This window comes from Chloroflexota bacterium (assembly GCA_026706485.1).
Classification (GTDB): domain Bacteria; phylum Chloroflexota; class UBA11872; order UBA11872; family UBA11872; genus JAJECS01.
In genome coordinates, this window is sequence record JAPOYR010000010.1 from 246,101 (window position 1) to 263,199 (window position 17,099).

The following is a 17,099-nucleotide window of genomic DNA, read 5'->3' on the forward strand; positions in this document are numbered from 1 at the left end:
TCACGTGTGGCGCACCCGCGGGTCGACCCACGCGTACGCAATGTCCGTAAGGAGATTTGCCGCCAGCGTAATCACCGACGAGATGATCAGCACGCCCATGATGACCGGGTAGTCACGCTGCAAGAGGGCCGTGTAGCCCAGCAAGCCGATGCCCGGCCAGCGGAAGATCGTTTCGACAATCAACGCGCCGCCGAACAGCACCGGCAGCCGCAGACCAATCAGCGTGACGATGGGGATCAGCGCGTTGCGGAAGACGTGCTTCCAGAGAATCAGCCGCTCGCTGAGGCCCTTGGCCCGGGCCGTCGTCACGAAGTCGGCGGAGATCGTGTCGAGCACGGACGCACGCGCATAGCGCATCAGGCCGGCGATGTCATTCATCGCCAGCGCGAACACCGGCAGCACCGCGTGGTGCAGCAGGTCCCAGTTAATGCCGGTTTCGCCACCGGGCGTCCACATGCCGAACGTCGGGAACCACCCCAGCGTCACCGCGAAAATGAACATGCCCATCAGGGCGAAGAAAAACTCCGGCACCGACAGCATGAAGAACGCGCTGATCGTGAGCGTGTAGTCCAGGCGCGAATACTGGTAGAGCGCGGAAATCACGCCAAACAGCAGACCAAGGGCCAGGCCCACCGCCACCGTGGCCGTCATCAAGCTGATCGTCGGCGGCAGCCGGTCGAGGATCAGTTCAAGGACGGGAACATTGTGCGTCTGGATGGAGTAGCCCAAGTTGCCTTGGATGGCTTCCTTCAGCCAGAGGAAGTACTGCACCGGTACCGGCTTGTCGAGTCCGTACTGGGCGAGAAGCTCGTCGATCTCGTGCGGGCCCATATAGAGCATCTCTTCGGGATCGATCAACGCCTGAATCGGGTCGCCCGGTGCGAGCTGGAAGACGATGAACGAGGTCAGCGACAGCAAGAACATCAGCGGAATCGAGATCAGAACGCGTCGGATGATGTATTGGGTCATGTCATCCCTTCACGCCGAAGCGTGGTCCCTGAGTAGCGCGTCCGCTGCACGCAAGAGTCGCGAGTACGGGCATGCTACTCAATTCACGTTGTGACCGGCAACACCGCCGACGGCACGCCTGACAACCAGAGGATTCTCCGGGACGCGATCACCCTCGCACGCTTAGGATTCGCGCGGCGCGAGCCGTCGTGGTGTACTCGGGCTGCGAAGCCTCCGCAGCCCGGCAGGGCTCGAAGGAGCTCAGGCCCATGCTGACCACGGCCACCTACGCTCGCGACGGCCGACGCGCCTCCATCTCGGTCGAGCGCATCGACACGCTTCTCGAATACACGGACACCATCGTGAACTTTCCGGGAATCGTCGTGCTCGACGGGGATCGGCTGGTGCTGAGCGCCAACCATGCCCGTCACGGCGACTGGGACGGCGAGCCGCTCCGCACGTTCCTATCCGAGGACGGCGGCGCTTCCTGGACGCTGCAGGGGCTCGACAGCCCGTTCCTCGACGCCCACCCGCTGACCGGTGAGAACTACCTCACCTTCGCCGGTGGCAACCGCGGCTATATGCGGGACGGCACCATCACCCACATCGACGTTCACCAAGCCGACCTCGAAAAGCGCGCGTGGAGCCGGCGCGAAGGCCCGATGCACGCGATCATGCAAACGCCCGACCCCACGTTTCGCTGGCGTCGCTGGAGCGCGTCCGGCGAGCCGCTGGAGAACCGCCTCATCACCCTGCAGAACACGCCCTGGGAGACGGGGTCGTACGAGAACTACGCCAGGATTCTCGAGCTCGGCGACGGGGAGCTGCTCACGGCCATGGGCGTGCTCGCCGGCGCGCCGCCGCGCCTCCCCGGCGTGGACCGCCGCGGCCGCCCTCACTACAACATGCGATTTTCGGCGTGCATCGTCCGCTCCCACGACAACGGCCAGACCTGGGAAGTCACGGAGGCGTTCCATCCGTGGGAGCACGAGCAGGTCTACGGCCCGCACGACCGGTCCGTCGATGAAGGATTCGACGAAGCCGACCTGGAGATCGCGTCCAACGGCGACCTGGTGCTGATCATGCGCAGCGGCTCGTACTCGCCGATATTCCAGACGCGCTCCACCGACGGCGGCGAAACCTGGTCCGAGCCTGAAAACATGGGCTGGCCCGCCGTGAAGCCACGGCTTCACCTTTTGTCGAACGGCGTATTGGCGGCCGTCTCGGGTCGGGGAGGCTATGGGCACCCGCAGATCACGCACGTGTCCCTGAGCCTCGACGGCACCGGCAACCACTGGGAGGCGCCCTTCGCCTTCCACACGGGACCCGGGTGCTCCTACACGACGACCTTCGTCAAGGACGACCAGCTGCACGTCGTCTTCTCGCACTCCGACTTCACCCGCGAGATGGGCGCCCACCAACTGCCCTCGCAACGCATCCGGCGCGCAGTGATCAATGTCGAAACCCACGATGGCTAATCGGAGGCACGCATGATTGAAAGCGCCATATACACCGACGGCTCGCGCTCCGTGCGCATCTCCGTCGATCGGATCGACACCTGGCTGGAAGACCGCGAATCGATCATCAACTTTCCCGGCGTCGTCGAGCTCGACGGCGACCGGCTCTTCATGACCATCCACCACGGCCGCCACGGCGGCGAGGAACCCACGTGGGCTTACCTCTCCGACGACGCGGGCGCGAGCTGGCGGCGCTTGCCCAACGACTTTCCCCTGCTCTCACGCGATGCGCGGACCGGCCTCATCAATGAAACCCATGACTCGGGGGTAACCGGCCACCTGCGCGACGGCTCCTTCGTGCGCATCAACCACAGCACCGAGCACGCGCTGTCCGTGGGATACGACCGCGCGCACGGGCCGTATCACGACCAGTTCCAGGAAGAAGACCCCACCTTTCGCTTCCATCGCTGGACCGGCGACGCCACGCCAATCGAGAGCTTCCCGTTCAAGGTGCGGGGGATCCCGTGGAAACGAGCGTCGTACCAGTGCTACTCGCGCCTGCTCGAGCTTGACGACGGCGACTTCCTCACGGCGTTGGAGTGGGTCAGGATCGTGCCCGAGTCCGAGTGGCAGACCCTGCCCAATGGCCGTGTGCGCAAGACGATCACCAGCGTCTTCATCGTGCGCTCCAGCGACCGCGGCAAGAGCTGGGATTTCGTCCACGCCTTCGACGCCTATGCGCTCAAGCCGACCTACGGCCTCGCCGACCGACCCTTGGACGAAGGCTTCAACGAGGCCGACCTGGTCAGGCTCGCGAACGACGACATCCTCTGCATGTTCCGCACCGGGTCCTACTCGCCCATGCACATGTCGCGCTCGGAGGACGGCGGGCGCACGTGGTCGACGCCGGTCAACACCGGCTGGCAAGGCGTCAAGCCGCGCCTGGAACTGCTGCCGAACGGCGTCCTGGCCTGCGCCGCCGGTCGCGGGGCCTACGGCCATCCGCAAGTGACCCATGTGACCCTGAGTCTGGACGGCACCGGCCGTCACTGGGAGGCGCCGTTCGCCTTTCACACCGGTCCGGGCTGCTCCTACACCTCCACCATGCAGCGCGACGACCGGCTGCACGTGGTCTACTCCCACTCGGATTTCACCCGCGACATGGGCACCAATCAGCTGCCGTCGCAGACCATTCGCCGGGTCGTGTTGGACGTCTCCGTTCTCGATGATTGATCGACTGGATTCCGGGACTACGCCGCGCCGTCACCGCGCAGGAGGTTCATCCCCATGATCGAGTCCGCCACCTACACCGATGGCCAGCGCACCGCGACCCTGAGCGTCGAGCGCATCGACACCTGGCAGGAAGACACCGAGGTCATCCTCAACTTTCCCCACGTCATCGAGCTCGCCGACAACTGCCTCTTCATGCGCTTCAGCCGCTCGCAGCACGCCATCGCCGACGTGGAGCCCAAGCGCGACGTCTTCTCGACCGACGACGGCGAGACCTGGGGCGACCCGCCGCCCGGCATGGACTTCGGCGGCGGCAGTCTGGGATATCTCCGCGACGGCACGATCATGCGGCTGGAGCACAACACGGTCGAGGCCAACCGGCGCACGTGGGACAAGCACGTCGGCCCGTTCCACCTGGTGATGCAGGAGGACGACCCGACGTTTCGCCTGCGCACCTGGCGCTCGAATGGCGATCCCATCGACAGCCTGGAGTTCAAGATTGACGGGCTGCCGTGGGACACCGCCTCCTACCAGACCTACGCCAAGATCCTCGACCTCGACGATGGCAGCCTGCTCGCCGCCATGGAGGCCCAGGTCGGCCCACCCAGGAAGACCGACGAAATCCGGGACGACGGCCGGCACCGCTGGGCAATCACCATGACGACCTTCATCGTCCGGTCGCGCGACCGCGGCCGAACCTGGGACTTCGTCACCGCCTTCCGACCCGAAGAGTTGAACCTGGTCTATGGCGGGGGCGACCGCCCCGTCGACGAGGGGCTCACCGAAGCCGACCTCATTGTCGCTGCCAACGGCGACATCCTCTGCGTCAACCGCACCGGCTCCTACTCACCCATGTGGCAGACGCGCTCGACCGACGGCGGGCACACCTGGGGAGCGCCGCATCCGGTCGGTTGGCAGGGCGTCAAGCCGCGGCTCAACCTCTTGCCCAACGGCGTGCTCACCTGCGCCGCCGGCCGTGGCGGCTACGGCCATCCGCAGGTCACGCACGTGATGATCAGCCTCGACGGCACCGGGAGTCATTGGGAAGCGCCCTTCTGCTTCCACACCGGTCCGGGGTGCTCCTACACCTCCACGCTGGTCCGCGACGGGCAGTTGCACGTTGTCTTCTCCGACTCCGATTTCACCCGGCCCTTCGGCACGCACAACCTTCCGTCGCAGCGCATTCGACGCGCCGTCATCGACGTGCGCCTCCACGACAGTTAGACGGAGACTCAGGCGGCGCAGTCGCGCCGCCTCCGTCATTCCCGCGAACGCGGGAATCCACCCCTCCGTCACCTCCGTGCCGACACGAACTCTTCGTGTGCGTCCCCTCCCCACCATTCCGAGCCCAGCGAGGAATCTAGAGCCGCGATAACCGTCGCCGGAAATCAAGCACCCGCGGCTCCGGCCTGATCGCCGTCACAAGCCCGAATCGACGCTTCCGAGGTTCGACACGCACCGAGCCCCGGGGCTAGCATTTCCAGGCCCAACATCCGGAGCTGCATCCATGCTGCGGCAAGCCACCTACGAGCGAAACGGCCGCACCGCGTCGATCAGCGTCGAGCGCATCGACACCTGGTTCGAGACCACCGACTCGGTCATCAATTTCCCGGGCCTGGTGGAGCTCGAAGGCGACCACATGTTCCTGAGCTATCACCACGGGCGTCACGGCGGCCACGAGCCGCTGGAGCTCGCCGTGTCGGACGACGCCGGCGCCACCTGGCATGAAGCGCCCGACGATCACCCGATGGTCTACGTCCACCCGGCAACGGGCCGCAAGGGCATCGAGTTCGCATCCGGCGTTCTGGGATACCCCCGCGACGACACCATCGTGTACATCGACCACGACACGGTGGAGATGTCGGATCGCTGGAAGGACCGCACCTCAGGCTCCTATCACGAAGTGGGGCAGGTCGAGAACCCGACATTCCTTTGGCGGCGCTGGTCCACGGCCGGCGAGCCGTTGGAAAAGCACACCTTCAAGGTTCGAGATCTCCCGTTCGAGCGCGCCTCGTATCAGTCCTACAGCTCGCTCATCGAGCTGGACAACGGCGACTACCTGACGGCGCTGGAGTGGGTTGACCTGCTGCCGGCCGACGAGTGGTCCACCGACACCCGCGGACGAATCCGCAAGACGCGCATCGGCGTCTTCATCGTGCGTTCGAGCGACCAGGGCTACACCTGGGATTTCGTGCACAAGTTCGACGCCGGCGAGGTCAAGCCCATCTACGGCCACGCCGATCGCGCCGTAGACGAGGGATTCGACGAGGCCGACCTCGTCGTCACGGCCAACGGCGACATCCTCTGCGTGATGCGCACCGGCAGCTATTCGCCGATGTTCCAGTCGCGCTCCACCGACGGCGGCCGCACCTGGTCCGAGCCCACCAACACTGGCTGGCAGGCCGTCAAGCCGCGGCTGACGCTGCTGCCCAACGGCATCCTCGCCTGCGCCTCCGGGCGCGGGGCCTACGGACACCCGCAGGTCACGCACGTGATGCTGAGCCTGGACGGCAACGGCGAACACTGGGAGACGCCCTTCGCCTTTCACACGCGCGGCGGCTGCTCCTACACCTCCAAGATGTACAGGGACGACCGGCTGCACGTGATCTACTCGGACTCGGACTTCACCCGCGAGCTGGGAACCATCGGCTTGCCGTCGCAGCGAATCTGCCGCGCCGTGATCGACGTGCAGAGCCCGGCGTCCTAGCCGCCCCTGCTGCACCGAGCGGAGCGTTAGCCATGCGGCTGGGCCTGTTGGTTCGCCTGTTCACGGCGACGCATGGGCGGATCGACGTGGAGTCGAGCGCCGGCGCGGCCAAGCCGCGCTGGGAACGATCCACCGTCACCCGGGCCGAATTCGAGGCGTCACTGGACCTGGCGGCCGAAATTGGCGCCGCGGTGGTCGAGATCACGCAAGCCGGTCAGCCGGCGGCGGCCGAGCTACTCGTGGCGAATCCTCGCCTGCGGCGCGAGCTGGCCGCCATGGTCGCGGACCGTGGACTCTCGATCGCGGCGCTCAATGCCGCCGGCATGCCGCTGCACCCACGCATCGGCGGGCGCGCCCGGCGGCTCATCCGGCGCACCATCGAGCTGGCCAGCCTGCTGGACGTTCGCACCGTCATCAGCATGTCCGGCACGGGCGGCGACGGTCCGGCGGCCAGCACGGTCAACTGGGTCAGCTTTCCCTGGCCCGAGGAGTCGGTCGCCCTGCGCGAGCGCCACTGGCAAGCGTCCGTGGGCCTCTGGCGCGACCTGGCGGGCTATGCGACCAGCCGCGGGATCGAGCACGTGGCGCTGGAGCTGCACCCCATGCACCTGGTCTACAACGTCCCGACGTTCAATCGGCTGCACGAAGCGGTGGGACCCGTCATCTCCGCCAACGTGGACCCCAGCCACCTCTTCTGGCAGGGCATGGATCCTTCCGCGGTGGTGCGCGCTCTGGGCAACTCGGTGGCGCACGTGCACGTCAAGGACACGCAGCTCGTGACCGACGAGCTCGCCACGGCAGGCGTGCTGGACGGACGCGCATTCGGCGCAGACGCCCCGCGCGCCTGGGTGCACCGCACCGTGGGCCGCGGGCACGGTGACGATGTGTGGACGGCGTTCTTCCAGGCGCTGCGGGACGTTGGCTACTGCGGCGCGCTGAGCCTCGAGAACGAGGATCCCTATCAGAGCTACGCGGAGGGCGTGCGGGAAGCCGCGGCCTACGTGAAACCAATCGTGGCGACCCTTGAGTAACCCCTCCGTCATTCCCGCGAAGGCGGGAATCCACCCTTCACTGAACCGGGAAGTTCGCGGGATTCACACGGCAATCCTTCGCCTGTCTGGATTCTGCCAAGGCCTCCGGCGAAGACACGCATGATCCTCCAAGAGCCGGAAACGCCCCCGCCGGCTGCTCTCGACGAAATCACAGCCGTTCCGCTGACGCCGCCCTCGCTCGGCAAGCCGATCCCGCAAGACCTGCGCATTGGGCTCATCGGCGCCGGTCGCGTGGTGCACAACTCGGTCCTCCCGGCCTATCGCCAAGCCGGGATCACCCCCGTGGCCGCCGCCGATCCCGACCCCGAGGCGCGCGCCGCCGTGCAGCGGCGCTGGGGCATCACGCACGTGTTCGCGGACTTTCGGGAGATGCTCGACGCGGTCGATCTCGACGTGGCGGACGTGAACATTCGCTGGGACGTGGGGCTCTCTCCTGCGCGCGTCGCCGCGGTCGAGGAAGCCGCCCGGCGCGGCATCCACGTGCTCATGGCCAAACCCTTCGCCGCCACCTACGCCCAGTGCCGGGCCATGGTCGAGGCGGCCCAGGGCGGCGGCGTCACCCTCGCGGTCGACCACAACACGCGCTTCGCGCCGGTGCCCTTTGGCATCCGGTCGCTGATCCGGGCCGGCGTGACGGGACCGCTGATTTCGGCCTCATACCTCTACCACTCCGCCGTCGGGCGTCAGCACACCAACGCCTTCGACGCGGCGTACGACAACGTGGTCCACGCCGCCGACACCCTGCTGACCTGGTTCGAGCAGGAGCCGGAGGAGGTCTACGCGCATTGGAGCCGTCGGGTCGATGGCGTGGGCTCGGTGTTCAGCGGCACGCTCAGGTTCGCCGACGGCGCCAACGCCACGATCCTCTTTGACTTCGCCACGCGCCACCGGCGCCAGATGGACTTCGTGGCCGTGGGCGAGCGCGCCAGCGTCGACGGTCGCCAGGACGCCGGCGCGCCGCCGCCCGCGACGATGCGGCGACCGACGCTGCGCTACGGGCCGCACACCCCACGCGGGCTCGTGGTCGAGCTGCCGCTGCACTACTCCCTCATGCCGGACTCCTTCCTGGCCTCCCGCGCCGACTTCCTGCAGGCCATTGCCGAGGGACGCGAGCCGTGGGCGAACGGGGCACAGGTGCTGCGCACCATGCGCACGCACATCGCGCTGTGCCGGTCGGCCGCCGAGGGTCGCCCCGTCCGGCCGGCGTCAATCGAAGAGTCGGCCTAGGCGACACACCGGTCCACCTGTGGCAAGGTGCCGAAACGTTGCCGGCCGGAGGACTCACCGGTGCCCGACTTAACCGTGCGCCCGCTCTCCGTCCGCCCGCTGGAAGCAATGGCGTTCCGCCCGTTCGGCGCGGTGATCGCGCCCGAAACGGCCGACGCCCCGAGCCTGAACCGCTCGCCGGGCAATCTGGGCTTTCTCTGGGTGCACAAGGAGCTGGAGTTCCCCAAAGCGGCCTATATGTGCAGCCTGCGGTACTACTACCGCGGCAACCGCTGCGAATTCCTCCAAAAGCACCCGGATAGCACCGTCACGCTCATTCCCGTCAGCGGCGTGAGCGCGATCGTGGTCGCTCCGGATGATCCGAGCGGCGGACCGGACGTGGACGCCGCCCAGGCCTTTCTGCTGGAGCCGGGACGCGGCGCGGTGATTCACCGCGGCGTGTGGCTGCGCTATGCCTATCCCCTCACGCCGTTCGCCGATTTCGCCTACGTGACCCAGCGTGTCGACCCCGCCACGGCCAACGTCAGCGACGACACCGTGCGGGCAAACCTGGACACCGACCTCGGCCTGGTGTTCGACCTGGTGTTCGACGTGCCGGCGGGCGAGGGTTACGCCCACACGCCCAGCGGCGCGCTGGCCGCGGCGCCTGATCGCAACCCGCCGCACGCCTAGTCGCGCGTACACTCGCGCCCTCGCCGGGGGAAAGGCACCCAGAATGCTCCAGATCGGGCTGATTGGACTGGGCGGCATCGCCTCCGCGCACCTGGAGGGCCTCGCCCTGCTCGAGGCCGAAGGCCTGGCCCGCTGCGTGGCCGGTGCCGAGCCTGTCGCCGAGCGACGCGAGGAGCGCCGCACGGCCTTCGGCATTCCCAAGGTCTACGCCAGCCACCGCGATCTGTTGGCCGACCCGGACGTCGAGGCCGTGGGGATCCTCTTGCCCCATCACCTGCACGCCGGCGTCACCGTCGAAGCCCTGGACGCCGGCAAGCACGTGCTGGTCGAGAAACCCATGGCCGTCACCATGGACGAGTGCGACCGCATGATCGAGGCCGAAGCGCGAAACCGTCGACTCCTGCAGATCGGCCTCACCGGCCAATATCGGCCGGCGATGCGCACGGCGCGGGCTTTCCTGGACACCAACGCCCTCGGCCCCGTCATCCAGGTTCTGGCGCTCGTGAGCGCCAAGCTGCCCTATGAGCACCGCGACCGGCGCATGCGGACCCGCGCCATGGGCGGCGGCCAATGGCTCGGAGACGGCGCCCACATGGTCGACTGGGTGACGCATCTGATCGGCGCCAAGGCGGTGTCGGTGAAGGCGGTTCTCGGGGCGTACATGCACTACCTGTCGGGGGAGGACACCGCCACCGCGCTCATCCAATACGCCAACGGGGTCGCCGGCGTGGTGATCATGGTGGCCCATTCACGCGGTCCCGAAGAGACGGGTCTGGTCGACGTCCACGGCGCCCAGGGGCGGCTGCAACTGGATTGGATGAGCGACCCCGGACGGCACGGCCGGGTGCGCGCGGGACAGGACGGCGCGTGGCGCGATCTGGACATCGAGCCCATCAACGACTTTGCCGAGCAGTACCGCGACTTCGCCACCGCGATCGCGACGAATGACCGGCCGCCGGCCAGCAGCGCCTACGGCCGCCACATCATGGAAATCTTGTTCGCGGCCGAGCGCTCCAGCGTCACCGGCCGCGAGGTCGTGCTGGAGCCGCTGGAACGGGAGCCCTGGTAAGAGCTGGCGGCTTGGCATCAATCTGCGAATCGTGGTGCGAGGGTCGGCGGCCTTCGCCGCGGTCATACGGATTCGAGGCCTCCGAAGGATTTCCCAGCTTGATGCAGATCGGCCCTACGGTCCGGCATTCCTTCTTCCGGCAGGCCGTTTGGCTGAGCGTCCGCGGCGCTCGCCTAACCGCCGGCGCCGAATTCCCGAAAGATATTCAAAGCCGCTGAGTTGTTGCTGGAGATGGCGATGCGTACGGGGGTGCTGCCGGCGTTGTCCACGGCCGCCATGTTCGCTCCGCGTTCGAGGAGCGTGCGAACCACCCACGGATTGTCGTTCACCGTCGCCCAATGCAGGGCCGTCCAGCCGTCGTTGTCCGTTGTATCGATATCGGCGCCGAGATCCAGCAGCAGGGTGAGAATGGTGATCGAGGTATTCAGGGCGGCGGCCTGGTGTAAGGGCACCTCACCGGCATTGGTTCTTGCTTCGAGACTTGCGCCCCGGTCCAGCAACTCGGTGATGACCGCCGGGTCAGTGGTGAGGGCGGCTGCAAAGTGCAGGGTGGTCCAGCCGTCATCGTCCGCCGCGGCGATGTCGGCGCCGCGATCCAGCAGCACCGCGATGTTGGCCGTGGACGACTCGTTGAGGGCTGAGTAGTGCAAGGGCACGTTGCCCTCTGCCGTTCGCGCTTCGATGTTGGCGCCGCGGTCCAGCAGTTCCACGACAACCGCTGGCACGCTGGCGTGTGCCGCGGCCGCGTGGAGGGGCGTCCATCCCTCGTCATCCGTCGCCTCGAGGTCGGCGCCACGGTCCAGCAGCAGCGCGACGACCGTTGGTTTGTTGCTCCATGCCGCCGCCTTATGCAACGGCGTCCAGCCATCGCGACTTGTCGCCTCGATGTCCGCCCCGCAATCCAACGCGGCGGCTACTTCGGACACGACGGCAAAGCTCCAGAATGAGTCAGCTACCCAGTACCCCTCGGCCACAGCGCCAGAGCAAGGCGTTGGCGTGGGCGTGCCAGCCGGGATACCAGTGGGTGTGGGGGATAGTCGGGGCGTCGCCGTCGGGGACGCGGGAGGTGTGGGGGACGGTTGAGGCGCAGCCGTGGGAGCCACGGTAGGCGTGGGCGACGGCTCAGGGGTCGCGGTCGGCGTTGGCGAGGGCTGCGGCGTGGCTGTCGGCAAAGCTGTCGCCGTCTCGGTCGTTGCCGTCGGCGCAGCTGCCGCATCCGTCGTTTCAGTTGGGCTTGACGCATCACCGCAGGCCGCCAGCAGGACGATCGCAACGCCGACAACCGCACACCGCGTGGCGATTCGCAAAGCGGATGGGATCGTTGACACAGCGAACTCTCAACTCCCGGCGGTCATCGCAATCGCACCAGCGCGGTCAGGGTGGCGCTGGCGGCGCGAGATCGGGAGCACAAGCATACTCGCGAGGGCAAGACGGCACCGCGCGTGACGTCGTGTTGGAGCCGCTGGAACGGGAGCCGTGGTAGCGCTCTCACTCGGTCCTCGGTGAGTTCCCTTTCGATCCGAGGGACGGCATCTCGCTACCATTGACGCGTGCGGCGCTGCCGCCTGGGAGGACTTCGCTGCCCATTCGCCGCTCCGTCGCGTTCGTCGCCGCCTACCTGGCCTTCGCGCTGGCCGTCCTGGCGCTTGCGGCCCTCGCCGTGGGCCTGGTGATCAGCCAGCCGTTTGCCATCGTCGGCACTTGCACCATTGAGTCCGAATTCACGGCGGTTTGGCGTGATGAGCCCACCAACTGTCCCGACCGCGACCTGGTCGACGTTGACCTTTCAGGCGCGTACCTCCGCGACTCAATCTTTTCCGGCGCAGACTTGTCCGGAGCCAACCTGAAGGGCGCGGACCTTCGGTTCGCCGACTTCATCGACGCCACGCTGGACGGCGCCGATCTTTCGGACACCAACGTCTACGGGGCCACCTTCCGGGACGCCCGGCTGATCGCCGCTCGGTTTGACGGCGCCACCATGACTGGCGCGAATCTGCAGAACGCCGACCTCAGCGAAGCGAGCCTGCGCAATGTCGACGCCGCCTGGATCGAACTGGATAACTCCGTCGCGGCCAATATCGACATGCACGGCGCCTCGCTCAGCCGAGCGCGGTTCTATAGGACGCAGCTCCCCGGCGCCGACCTGAGCAACGTCGAGCTCACGAACTCCAGCATGATCCGCGTCGACATGTCCGGAGGCGCCTTGCGCGACGCGATGATCATCAACACCGACGTCTATGCCTCCAACTTCTCGCAGGCGCAGTTGAGCGGCATGCGGGTGTATGGGTCCGAATTTCGCCGCACCGACTTCAGCGGCGCGGTGCTCACCGACGTCACCGTTTCGGGCACCCTGCTCATGGATTCCGACTTTTCCGGGTACGAGGAATACGGCGCCAGTGCCGACTTTCGCGGGGCCACCATTCGCGCCTCGGTCTTCGACGATGGTGACCTTTCACACGCAAACGTGACCGATACGGAAACGTTTGCCGTGGGATTCCGCCGGTCAAATCTCCAGAATGCCGACTTCAGCCGCGCCGAGCTGATCCGCGCCTCGTTCACGAATGCCGATTTGCGCAGCGCGCAGCTCACCGACGCCGACCTCACGAGATCGAATCTGGACGGCGCGCTGCTGCAAGACGCCGACCTGACCAACGCCAACCTTACCGGCGCCGAGCTGATCGGCGCGGACCTGACCGGCGCCGTGCTCGAAGGCACGAACCTCACGGACGCACTCTTCAGCGAGCGGATGCGGCAACGAGGCGACGGGCAGCGCTAGGAGTCGAACCGTGATGGAGTACAAGGGCTACCTGGCCGAAGTCGAATACGACGACTCCGTCCAACGGCTGCACGGCCAGGTGATCAACACCGGTGCCTATCCCATCGCTACCTTCGAGACCGCCGATCCAGAGCGCCTGCGGGAGGAGTTCCACAGATCAATCGACGAGTACCTCGCGTCGTGCGTCGAGGACGGCGTCGAGCCCATTCCTCCCTTTTCCGCCAAGCTCCAACTGCGACTCGGCAGCGACCTCCATCGGCGCGTCACCGTGGCCGCCGCCGAGAGTGGCCAGAGCATCGATGGCTGGATTACGCAAGTGCTAGACGAGCGGGTGCGGTCGGCCGCCGGCGACGCTCCTTAGAAGCTCCCCAAACTGCCGCTATCCCGGCGCGATGACCGTCATGTCCCAACCGGCGAGGTCGTTCAATGGCACCGTCCAATCGCCCAGCGCCGGCTCGCCGGCCGCCACCCACTCGGCGATTTCTTCGCGGTGACCCAGCCGCCGCAACGCGTTCCACATCGGCAGCGAGTTGGCGCGTCCGCCGGGCCCCGCGCAGTCCCAGAAGAACAAGTGCTCGGCCCCGGTGCCGTAGATCAGGTGCGCCTTGCGCCGGAAGTCCTCGGGGCTCATGTGACGCGGCATCACATTCGGCGCCAGCGTGCAGGCGGTGCCGCGCGTGGCCTCCACGAACGGCGTCAGCTGCTCGGGCGCTGACCACGTGTCCTCGTTGGTGGGCATGGCCAGCGGCGCGGCGCTGTAGGGAATCAGCGCGTCGATCAGTCCCTCCCGCGCCCAGGTGGCCACGTCGCAGCCGAAGAGCACGTTCTCCGCCATCAGTCCCTGCACGCACGCCGAGACCTCGATTCGGCGCCGGCCCTGCTCACGCGCGACGGCGTCCATCTCCTGCCGCACCCGGCGCATGAATCCCGTCAGCACGCCCCCGCGATAGGTCAACCACTCGGGATCGTCCTCGGGCAGCTCGCGCGGATCGGCGCCGTGGCTGGCGGCGAATCCCTCGATCAACGGCTGCTCGTACATCAGGTACGGCGGCCGGCGGTTGAACAGCAGGCAAATGCCGTCCAGGTCGAACTCGGCCATCTCGCGCAGCGCCGCCAGGCAATAGTCCTGCACTTCGGGAAATGCGTAGGACATGCGCGGCAGCTCGCGCCCGTCGCGGTCCAGGCAGCGCCACTGGGGATGGTCCTGGAAATACCCGTCCAGGTATTCCTGGTTCATCGGCGGCGGATAGGTCCAGGCGGCGAGCCGGTAGGCGGCATGGAACTCCATCCCCAGCTCGTGGGTGTGCTCGAGCGCCACCTGAAACGGGTCGATGCCCTGTTCGTGATAGCTGCGCCAGCTTTCGGCCAGGAGGCGATCCCCGACGCGCGGAAACATCTCGACCCCGTGCGCGGTGGCCGTGCGCCCGATCTTGGTGAAGTAGCGCATCAGATCGCCCGCGCCCGACTCCCAGTACATCCGGCTGAAGTCCGTGTCGCGGTACGGCTCGATCTCGCGCCTGACCTCCGCGGCAGTCGTCATGCGATAGGTGTAGTGCGGACCGTGCGCGTCGTTGTGCGCCCACAGGCGGCGGTCCCGGCCCGACGTGCGCTCACCGACCAGTTGCTGCACCTCGTCCTCCGCCAGCGGCACCAGCTTCAGGTAGGCGATGCGCGCCGAGCCGGACTGCACGGACGCGAGCCCATCGCCCGAATCGATGCGCCGGTGCAACTGCGAGAACACCACCTCTTGGCCCGTGAGATCGGCGACCTTCCAAAAGATCTCCTGCAACTCCTTGCGGCGCAGGTGGTGGCCCTCCGTGCTCCAAGTGAGCGTTGAGAACGCGGAATCGCCGCTGAGCATCACCTGGACCAGCGAGAAGTCGCTTTCGCCTCCCGCGGTCGGATGCACGCCCACCGAGATCGCGTGCCAGCCCTCGACACGGAGCGGATAGGTCACGTCCGGAGCCAGAGTCTCCGGGCCGGCGAAGAGCATCGTCCCGGAAACGCCGTCGGCCTCGAACGACAGCGTCTGCCAGTGGCCCCGGGTGGCGTCCGTTGCCAGTGCCTCGGCCGGCGTGCAGCGGTCGAAATCGGCGACGTAGCGCGGCGCGGCGCGAAATCCACGGTCGGTGATGGCATCGGACATGGCGCTTACCTCCCTATCCCGGGGTCACGTACGAAAGATCCCATCCAGCCCACTCGCGCAGCGGCATTGTCGGCTGCGGCAACTCGGGCTCGCCGGCTTCGATCCACGCCTGGATTTCGTCCACGTGGCCCAGCCGGCGCAGCGCGTTCCACTCGTGCCCAAAGTTTGCGCGGCACCCGCCGCCCGCCGAATCCCAGAAGAACAAGTGCTCGGCGCCCGCCGCATAGATGGTTGCCGCCTGCCGCCGATAGTCCTCCGGCGACATCGACCGCGGCATCACGTTGGGCGCCACCACGCACGGCGAACCCGCCACTGTTTCCACCAGGAATCTGAGCTGCTCGGAATCGGTCCACACCATGCCGCCGGGCTCGTTGAAGAATGGGCGGAAGTTGGTGCGGGCGCTGTAGGGAATCAGCGTATCCACGAGGCCCTCGCGCACCCAGGTCGCCAGATCGAGGCCCTGCATCAGGTTCTCCGCCTCGGACGCGGCAACGATGGCCGAAACCACGATCCGCCGCGGACGATCCCGCGACGCCTCGTCCATCGCCGCGCGCACGTCGCGCATGAATGCCGTGAGCGTACCCGCGCGATAGGCCAGCCAGTCCGGGTCGTCCTCCGGCAGCGTTCGGGGATCGCACCCGAACTCTCGCGTGAATCCCTCAACCAGCGGCGGTTCGTACTCCACCACCGGCGGGCGGCGGTTGTAGAGCAAACACACCCCGTCGATGGGTCGCTCGGCCATCTCGCGCAGCAACGACACCACGAACTCGCGCACCTCCGGATAGCTGTAGGAGATGCGCGGCGTCCGGTTGCCCTCCCGGTCCTCGCCGTAGAACTCCGGATGCCGTGCAAAGTACGTGTCGCCGTGGTTGTGGTGATCCAACGGCGGCGGATATTGGAATCCGGCCACCCGATAGCCGGCGTGAAACTCCAGGCCCACCGCGTGCGACTGCTCGAGCGCCACGTCGAACGGGTCGACGCCCGCGTCACGAAACACCCGCCAACTCTCGGCGTGCATGCGATCGCCGCGGCGGCCGTAGTCCTCCAAGCCGTCCAGCGTATGCCGCCGCCCAATTGAACTGAAGTAAGACATCAGGTCGCCGCCGCCGGCTTCCCAATACATCCGCGAGAAGTCGCTCTCGTGGTACTGCTCGATCTCGCGCCGCACGTCGTCCGCCGACGTGAGCCGGAAGAGGTAGTGAGCGAAATGGGCGTCGTTGTGCGCGAACAGGCGTCGCGTGTCGGCACGAGCTTGATCGGCGCGCCAGGCCGCGATTTCGGCGTCAGTGAGCGGCACGAGTTTTATGTAAACCACCCGCGCCGCCGCGCAGGCGAACGACCCGGCCTCGTCGCCCTCGCCGACCCGTGCGCTCGCCTGTCCGATATCCAGTTCTTGGCCGGTAAGGTCCGCGATCTTCCAATACATCTCCACGACGTCAATGCCGTGATCCGGCCGCCGGTAAGCCTCCATCGTCAGAAATGAGAACGTGTCATCGCCGCTCAGCTTCAGTGGCATCCCCAGCGTCAGTCCCTCGGCGGGGGTCCGGATCGGCACCGTGCCGATCGAGATGGCGTGCAGGCCGCGCGCGTCGAGCGGCAAGCGCACCGTGGGCGCCGCCGTCTCGAGTCCGGCGGCAAGCATGGTGCCGCTCAGCGAGTCGGTGCGATACGACATCGCGCGCCAGTGCCGCAGTTCGGGCGTGGGACTGATCGCGGAGGCCGGCTCGGCGCGGTCCAGTTCGGTGAGATACCGCGGCGTGCTGCTGAGCCACGAGTCGCCGATGCGGTCGGTCAAGGGAACGGCCATCGGCCAGG

At 67.1% G+C, this 17,099-nt stretch carries 14 protein-coding genes; 10 read left to right on the plus strand and 4 right to left on the minus strand.

The window, feature by feature from the left end:
* Positions 1–969, minus strand: coding sequence for an ABC transporter permease (locus OXG79_08730; protein ID MCY3783855.1), 969 nt, complete (start codon positions 967–969; stop codon positions 1–3).
* 248 nt (positions 970–1,217) lie between these two features.
* On the opposite strand from OXG79_08730, the gene OXG79_08735 reads away from it, so the two are divergent.
* From OXG79_08735 to OXG79_08770, 8 genes are all read left to right on the plus strand, one after another.
* Positions 1,218–2,426: a sialidase family protein gene (locus tag OXG79_08735; protein MCY3783856.1), complete on the plus strand. Its 1,209-nt coding sequence runs from the start codon at positions 1,218–1,220 to the stop codon at positions 2,424–2,426.
* Positions 2,427–2,438: 12 nt separating this feature from the next.
* Complete coding sequence (locus tag OXG79_08740) at positions 2,439–3,638, plus strand: sialidase family protein (protein MCY3783857.1); 1,200 nt, start codon at positions 2,439–2,441, stop codon at positions 3,636–3,638.
* 54 nt (positions 3,639–3,692) lie between these two features.
* On the plus strand, positions 3,693–4,859 hold the full coding sequence (locus tag OXG79_08745; protein ID MCY3783858.1) for a sialidase family protein: 1,167 nt from the start codon (positions 3,693–3,695) through the stop codon (positions 4,857–4,859).
* Positions 4,860–5,142: 283 nt separating this feature from the next.
* Positions 5,143–6,342: a sialidase family protein gene (locus tag OXG79_08750; GenBank protein MCY3783859.1), complete on the plus strand. Its 1,200-nt coding sequence runs from the start codon at positions 5,143–5,145 to the stop codon at positions 6,340–6,342.
* A 32-nt stretch (positions 6,343–6,374) separates the two neighbouring features.
* Positions 6,375–7,373 carry a sugar phosphate isomerase/epimerase gene (locus tag OXG79_08755; GenBank protein ID MCY3783860.1) on the plus strand — a complete coding sequence of 333 codons (999 nt, stop codon included), beginning with the start codon at positions 6,375–6,377 and terminating at the stop codon, positions 7,371–7,373.
* Between the two features lie 120 nt (positions 7,374–7,493).
* Complete coding sequence (locus tag OXG79_08760) at positions 7,494–8,621, plus strand: Gfo/Idh/MocA family oxidoreductase (GenBank protein MCY3783861.1); 1,128 nt, start codon at positions 7,494–7,496, stop codon at positions 8,619–8,621.
* 60 nt (positions 8,622–8,681) lie between these two features.
* The gene (locus OXG79_08765; protein MCY3783862.1) at positions 8,682–9,293 is read left to right on the plus strand and encodes an ureidoglycolate lyase; all 612 of its coding nucleotides are present in this window, start codon (positions 8,682–8,684) and stop codon (positions 9,291–9,293) included.
* A 43-nt stretch (positions 9,294–9,336) separates the two neighbouring features.
* Positions 9,337–10,362: a Gfo/Idh/MocA family oxidoreductase gene (locus OXG79_08770; GenBank protein ID MCY3783863.1), complete on the plus strand. Its 1,026-nt coding sequence runs from the start codon at positions 9,337–9,339 to the stop codon at positions 10,360–10,362.
* Positions 10,363–10,535: 173 nt separating this feature from the next.
* Here OXG79_08770 and OXG79_08775 read toward each other — a convergent pair whose 3' ends face one another.
* Positions 10,536–11,288, minus strand: coding sequence for an ankyrin repeat domain-containing protein (locus tag OXG79_08775; GenBank protein ID MCY3783864.1), 753 nt, complete (start codon positions 11,286–11,288; stop codon positions 10,536–10,538).
* A gap of 617 nt (positions 11,289–11,905) precedes the next feature.
* Between OXG79_08775 and OXG79_08780 the strand changes: the two genes are divergently transcribed.
* Positions 11,906–13,138, plus strand: coding sequence for a pentapeptide repeat-containing protein (locus OXG79_08780; protein ID MCY3783865.1), 1,233 nt, complete (start codon positions 11,906–11,908; stop codon positions 13,136–13,138).
* 13 nt (positions 13,139–13,151) lie between these two features.
* Positions 13,152–13,499 (plus strand): type II toxin-antitoxin system HicB family antitoxin, encoded by a 348-nt coding sequence (locus tag OXG79_08785; GenBank protein MCY3783866.1) that lies wholly within the window; start codon positions 13,152–13,154, stop codon positions 13,497–13,499.
* Positions 13,500–13,517: 18 nt separating this feature from the next.
* Here OXG79_08785 and OXG79_08790 read toward each other — a convergent pair whose 3' ends face one another.
* Positions 13,518–15,284, minus strand: coding sequence for a family 10 glycosylhydrolase (locus OXG79_08790; protein ID MCY3783867.1), 1,767 nt, complete (start codon positions 15,282–15,284; stop codon positions 13,518–13,520).
* Positions 15,285–15,297: 13 nt separating this feature from the next.
* On the minus strand, positions 15,298–17,091 hold the full coding sequence (locus tag OXG79_08795; GenBank protein ID MCY3783868.1) for a family 10 glycosylhydrolase: 1,794 nt from the start codon (positions 17,089–17,091) through the stop codon (positions 15,298–15,300).
* Positions 17,092–17,099 lie beyond the last annotated feature (8 nt).

Coding starts and splice junctions, on each gene's coding strand:
- OXG79_08735 (MCY3783856.1), top strand. CDS start 1,218: ATGCTGACCACGGCCACCTACGCTCGCGACGGCCGACGCGCCTCCATC.
- OXG79_08730 (MCY3783855.1), bottom strand. CDS start 969: ATGACCCAATACATCATCCGACGCGTTCTGATCTCGATTCCGCTGATG.
- OXG79_08790 (MCY3783867.1), bottom strand. CDS start 15,284: ATGTCCGATGCCATCACCGACCGTGGATTTCGCGCCGCGCCGCGCTAC.
- OXG79_08770 (MCY3783863.1), top strand. CDS start 9,337: ATGCTCCAGATCGGGCTGATTGGACTGGGCGGCATCGCCTCCGCGCAC.
- OXG79_08785 (MCY3783866.1), top strand. CDS start 13,152: ATGGAGTACAAGGGCTACCTGGCCGAAGTCGAATACGACGACTCCGTC.
- OXG79_08795 (MCY3783868.1), bottom strand. CDS start 17,091: ATGGCCGTTCCCTTGACCGACCGCATCGGCGACTCGTGGCTCAGCAGC.
- OXG79_08750 (MCY3783859.1), top strand. CDS start 5,143: ATGCTGCGGCAAGCCACCTACGAGCGAAACGGCCGCACCGCGTCGATC.
- OXG79_08755 (MCY3783860.1), top strand. CDS start 6,375: ATGCGGCTGGGCCTGTTGGTTCGCCTGTTCACGGCGACGCATGGGCGG.
- OXG79_08760 (MCY3783861.1), top strand. CDS start 7,494: ATGATCCTCCAAGAGCCGGAAACGCCCCCGCCGGCTGCTCTCGACGAA.
- OXG79_08745 (MCY3783858.1), top strand. CDS start 3,693: ATGATCGAGTCCGCCACCTACACCGATGGCCAGCGCACCGCGACCCTG.
- OXG79_08740 (MCY3783857.1), top strand. CDS start 2,439: ATGATTGAAAGCGCCATATACACCGACGGCTCGCGCTCCGTGCGCATC.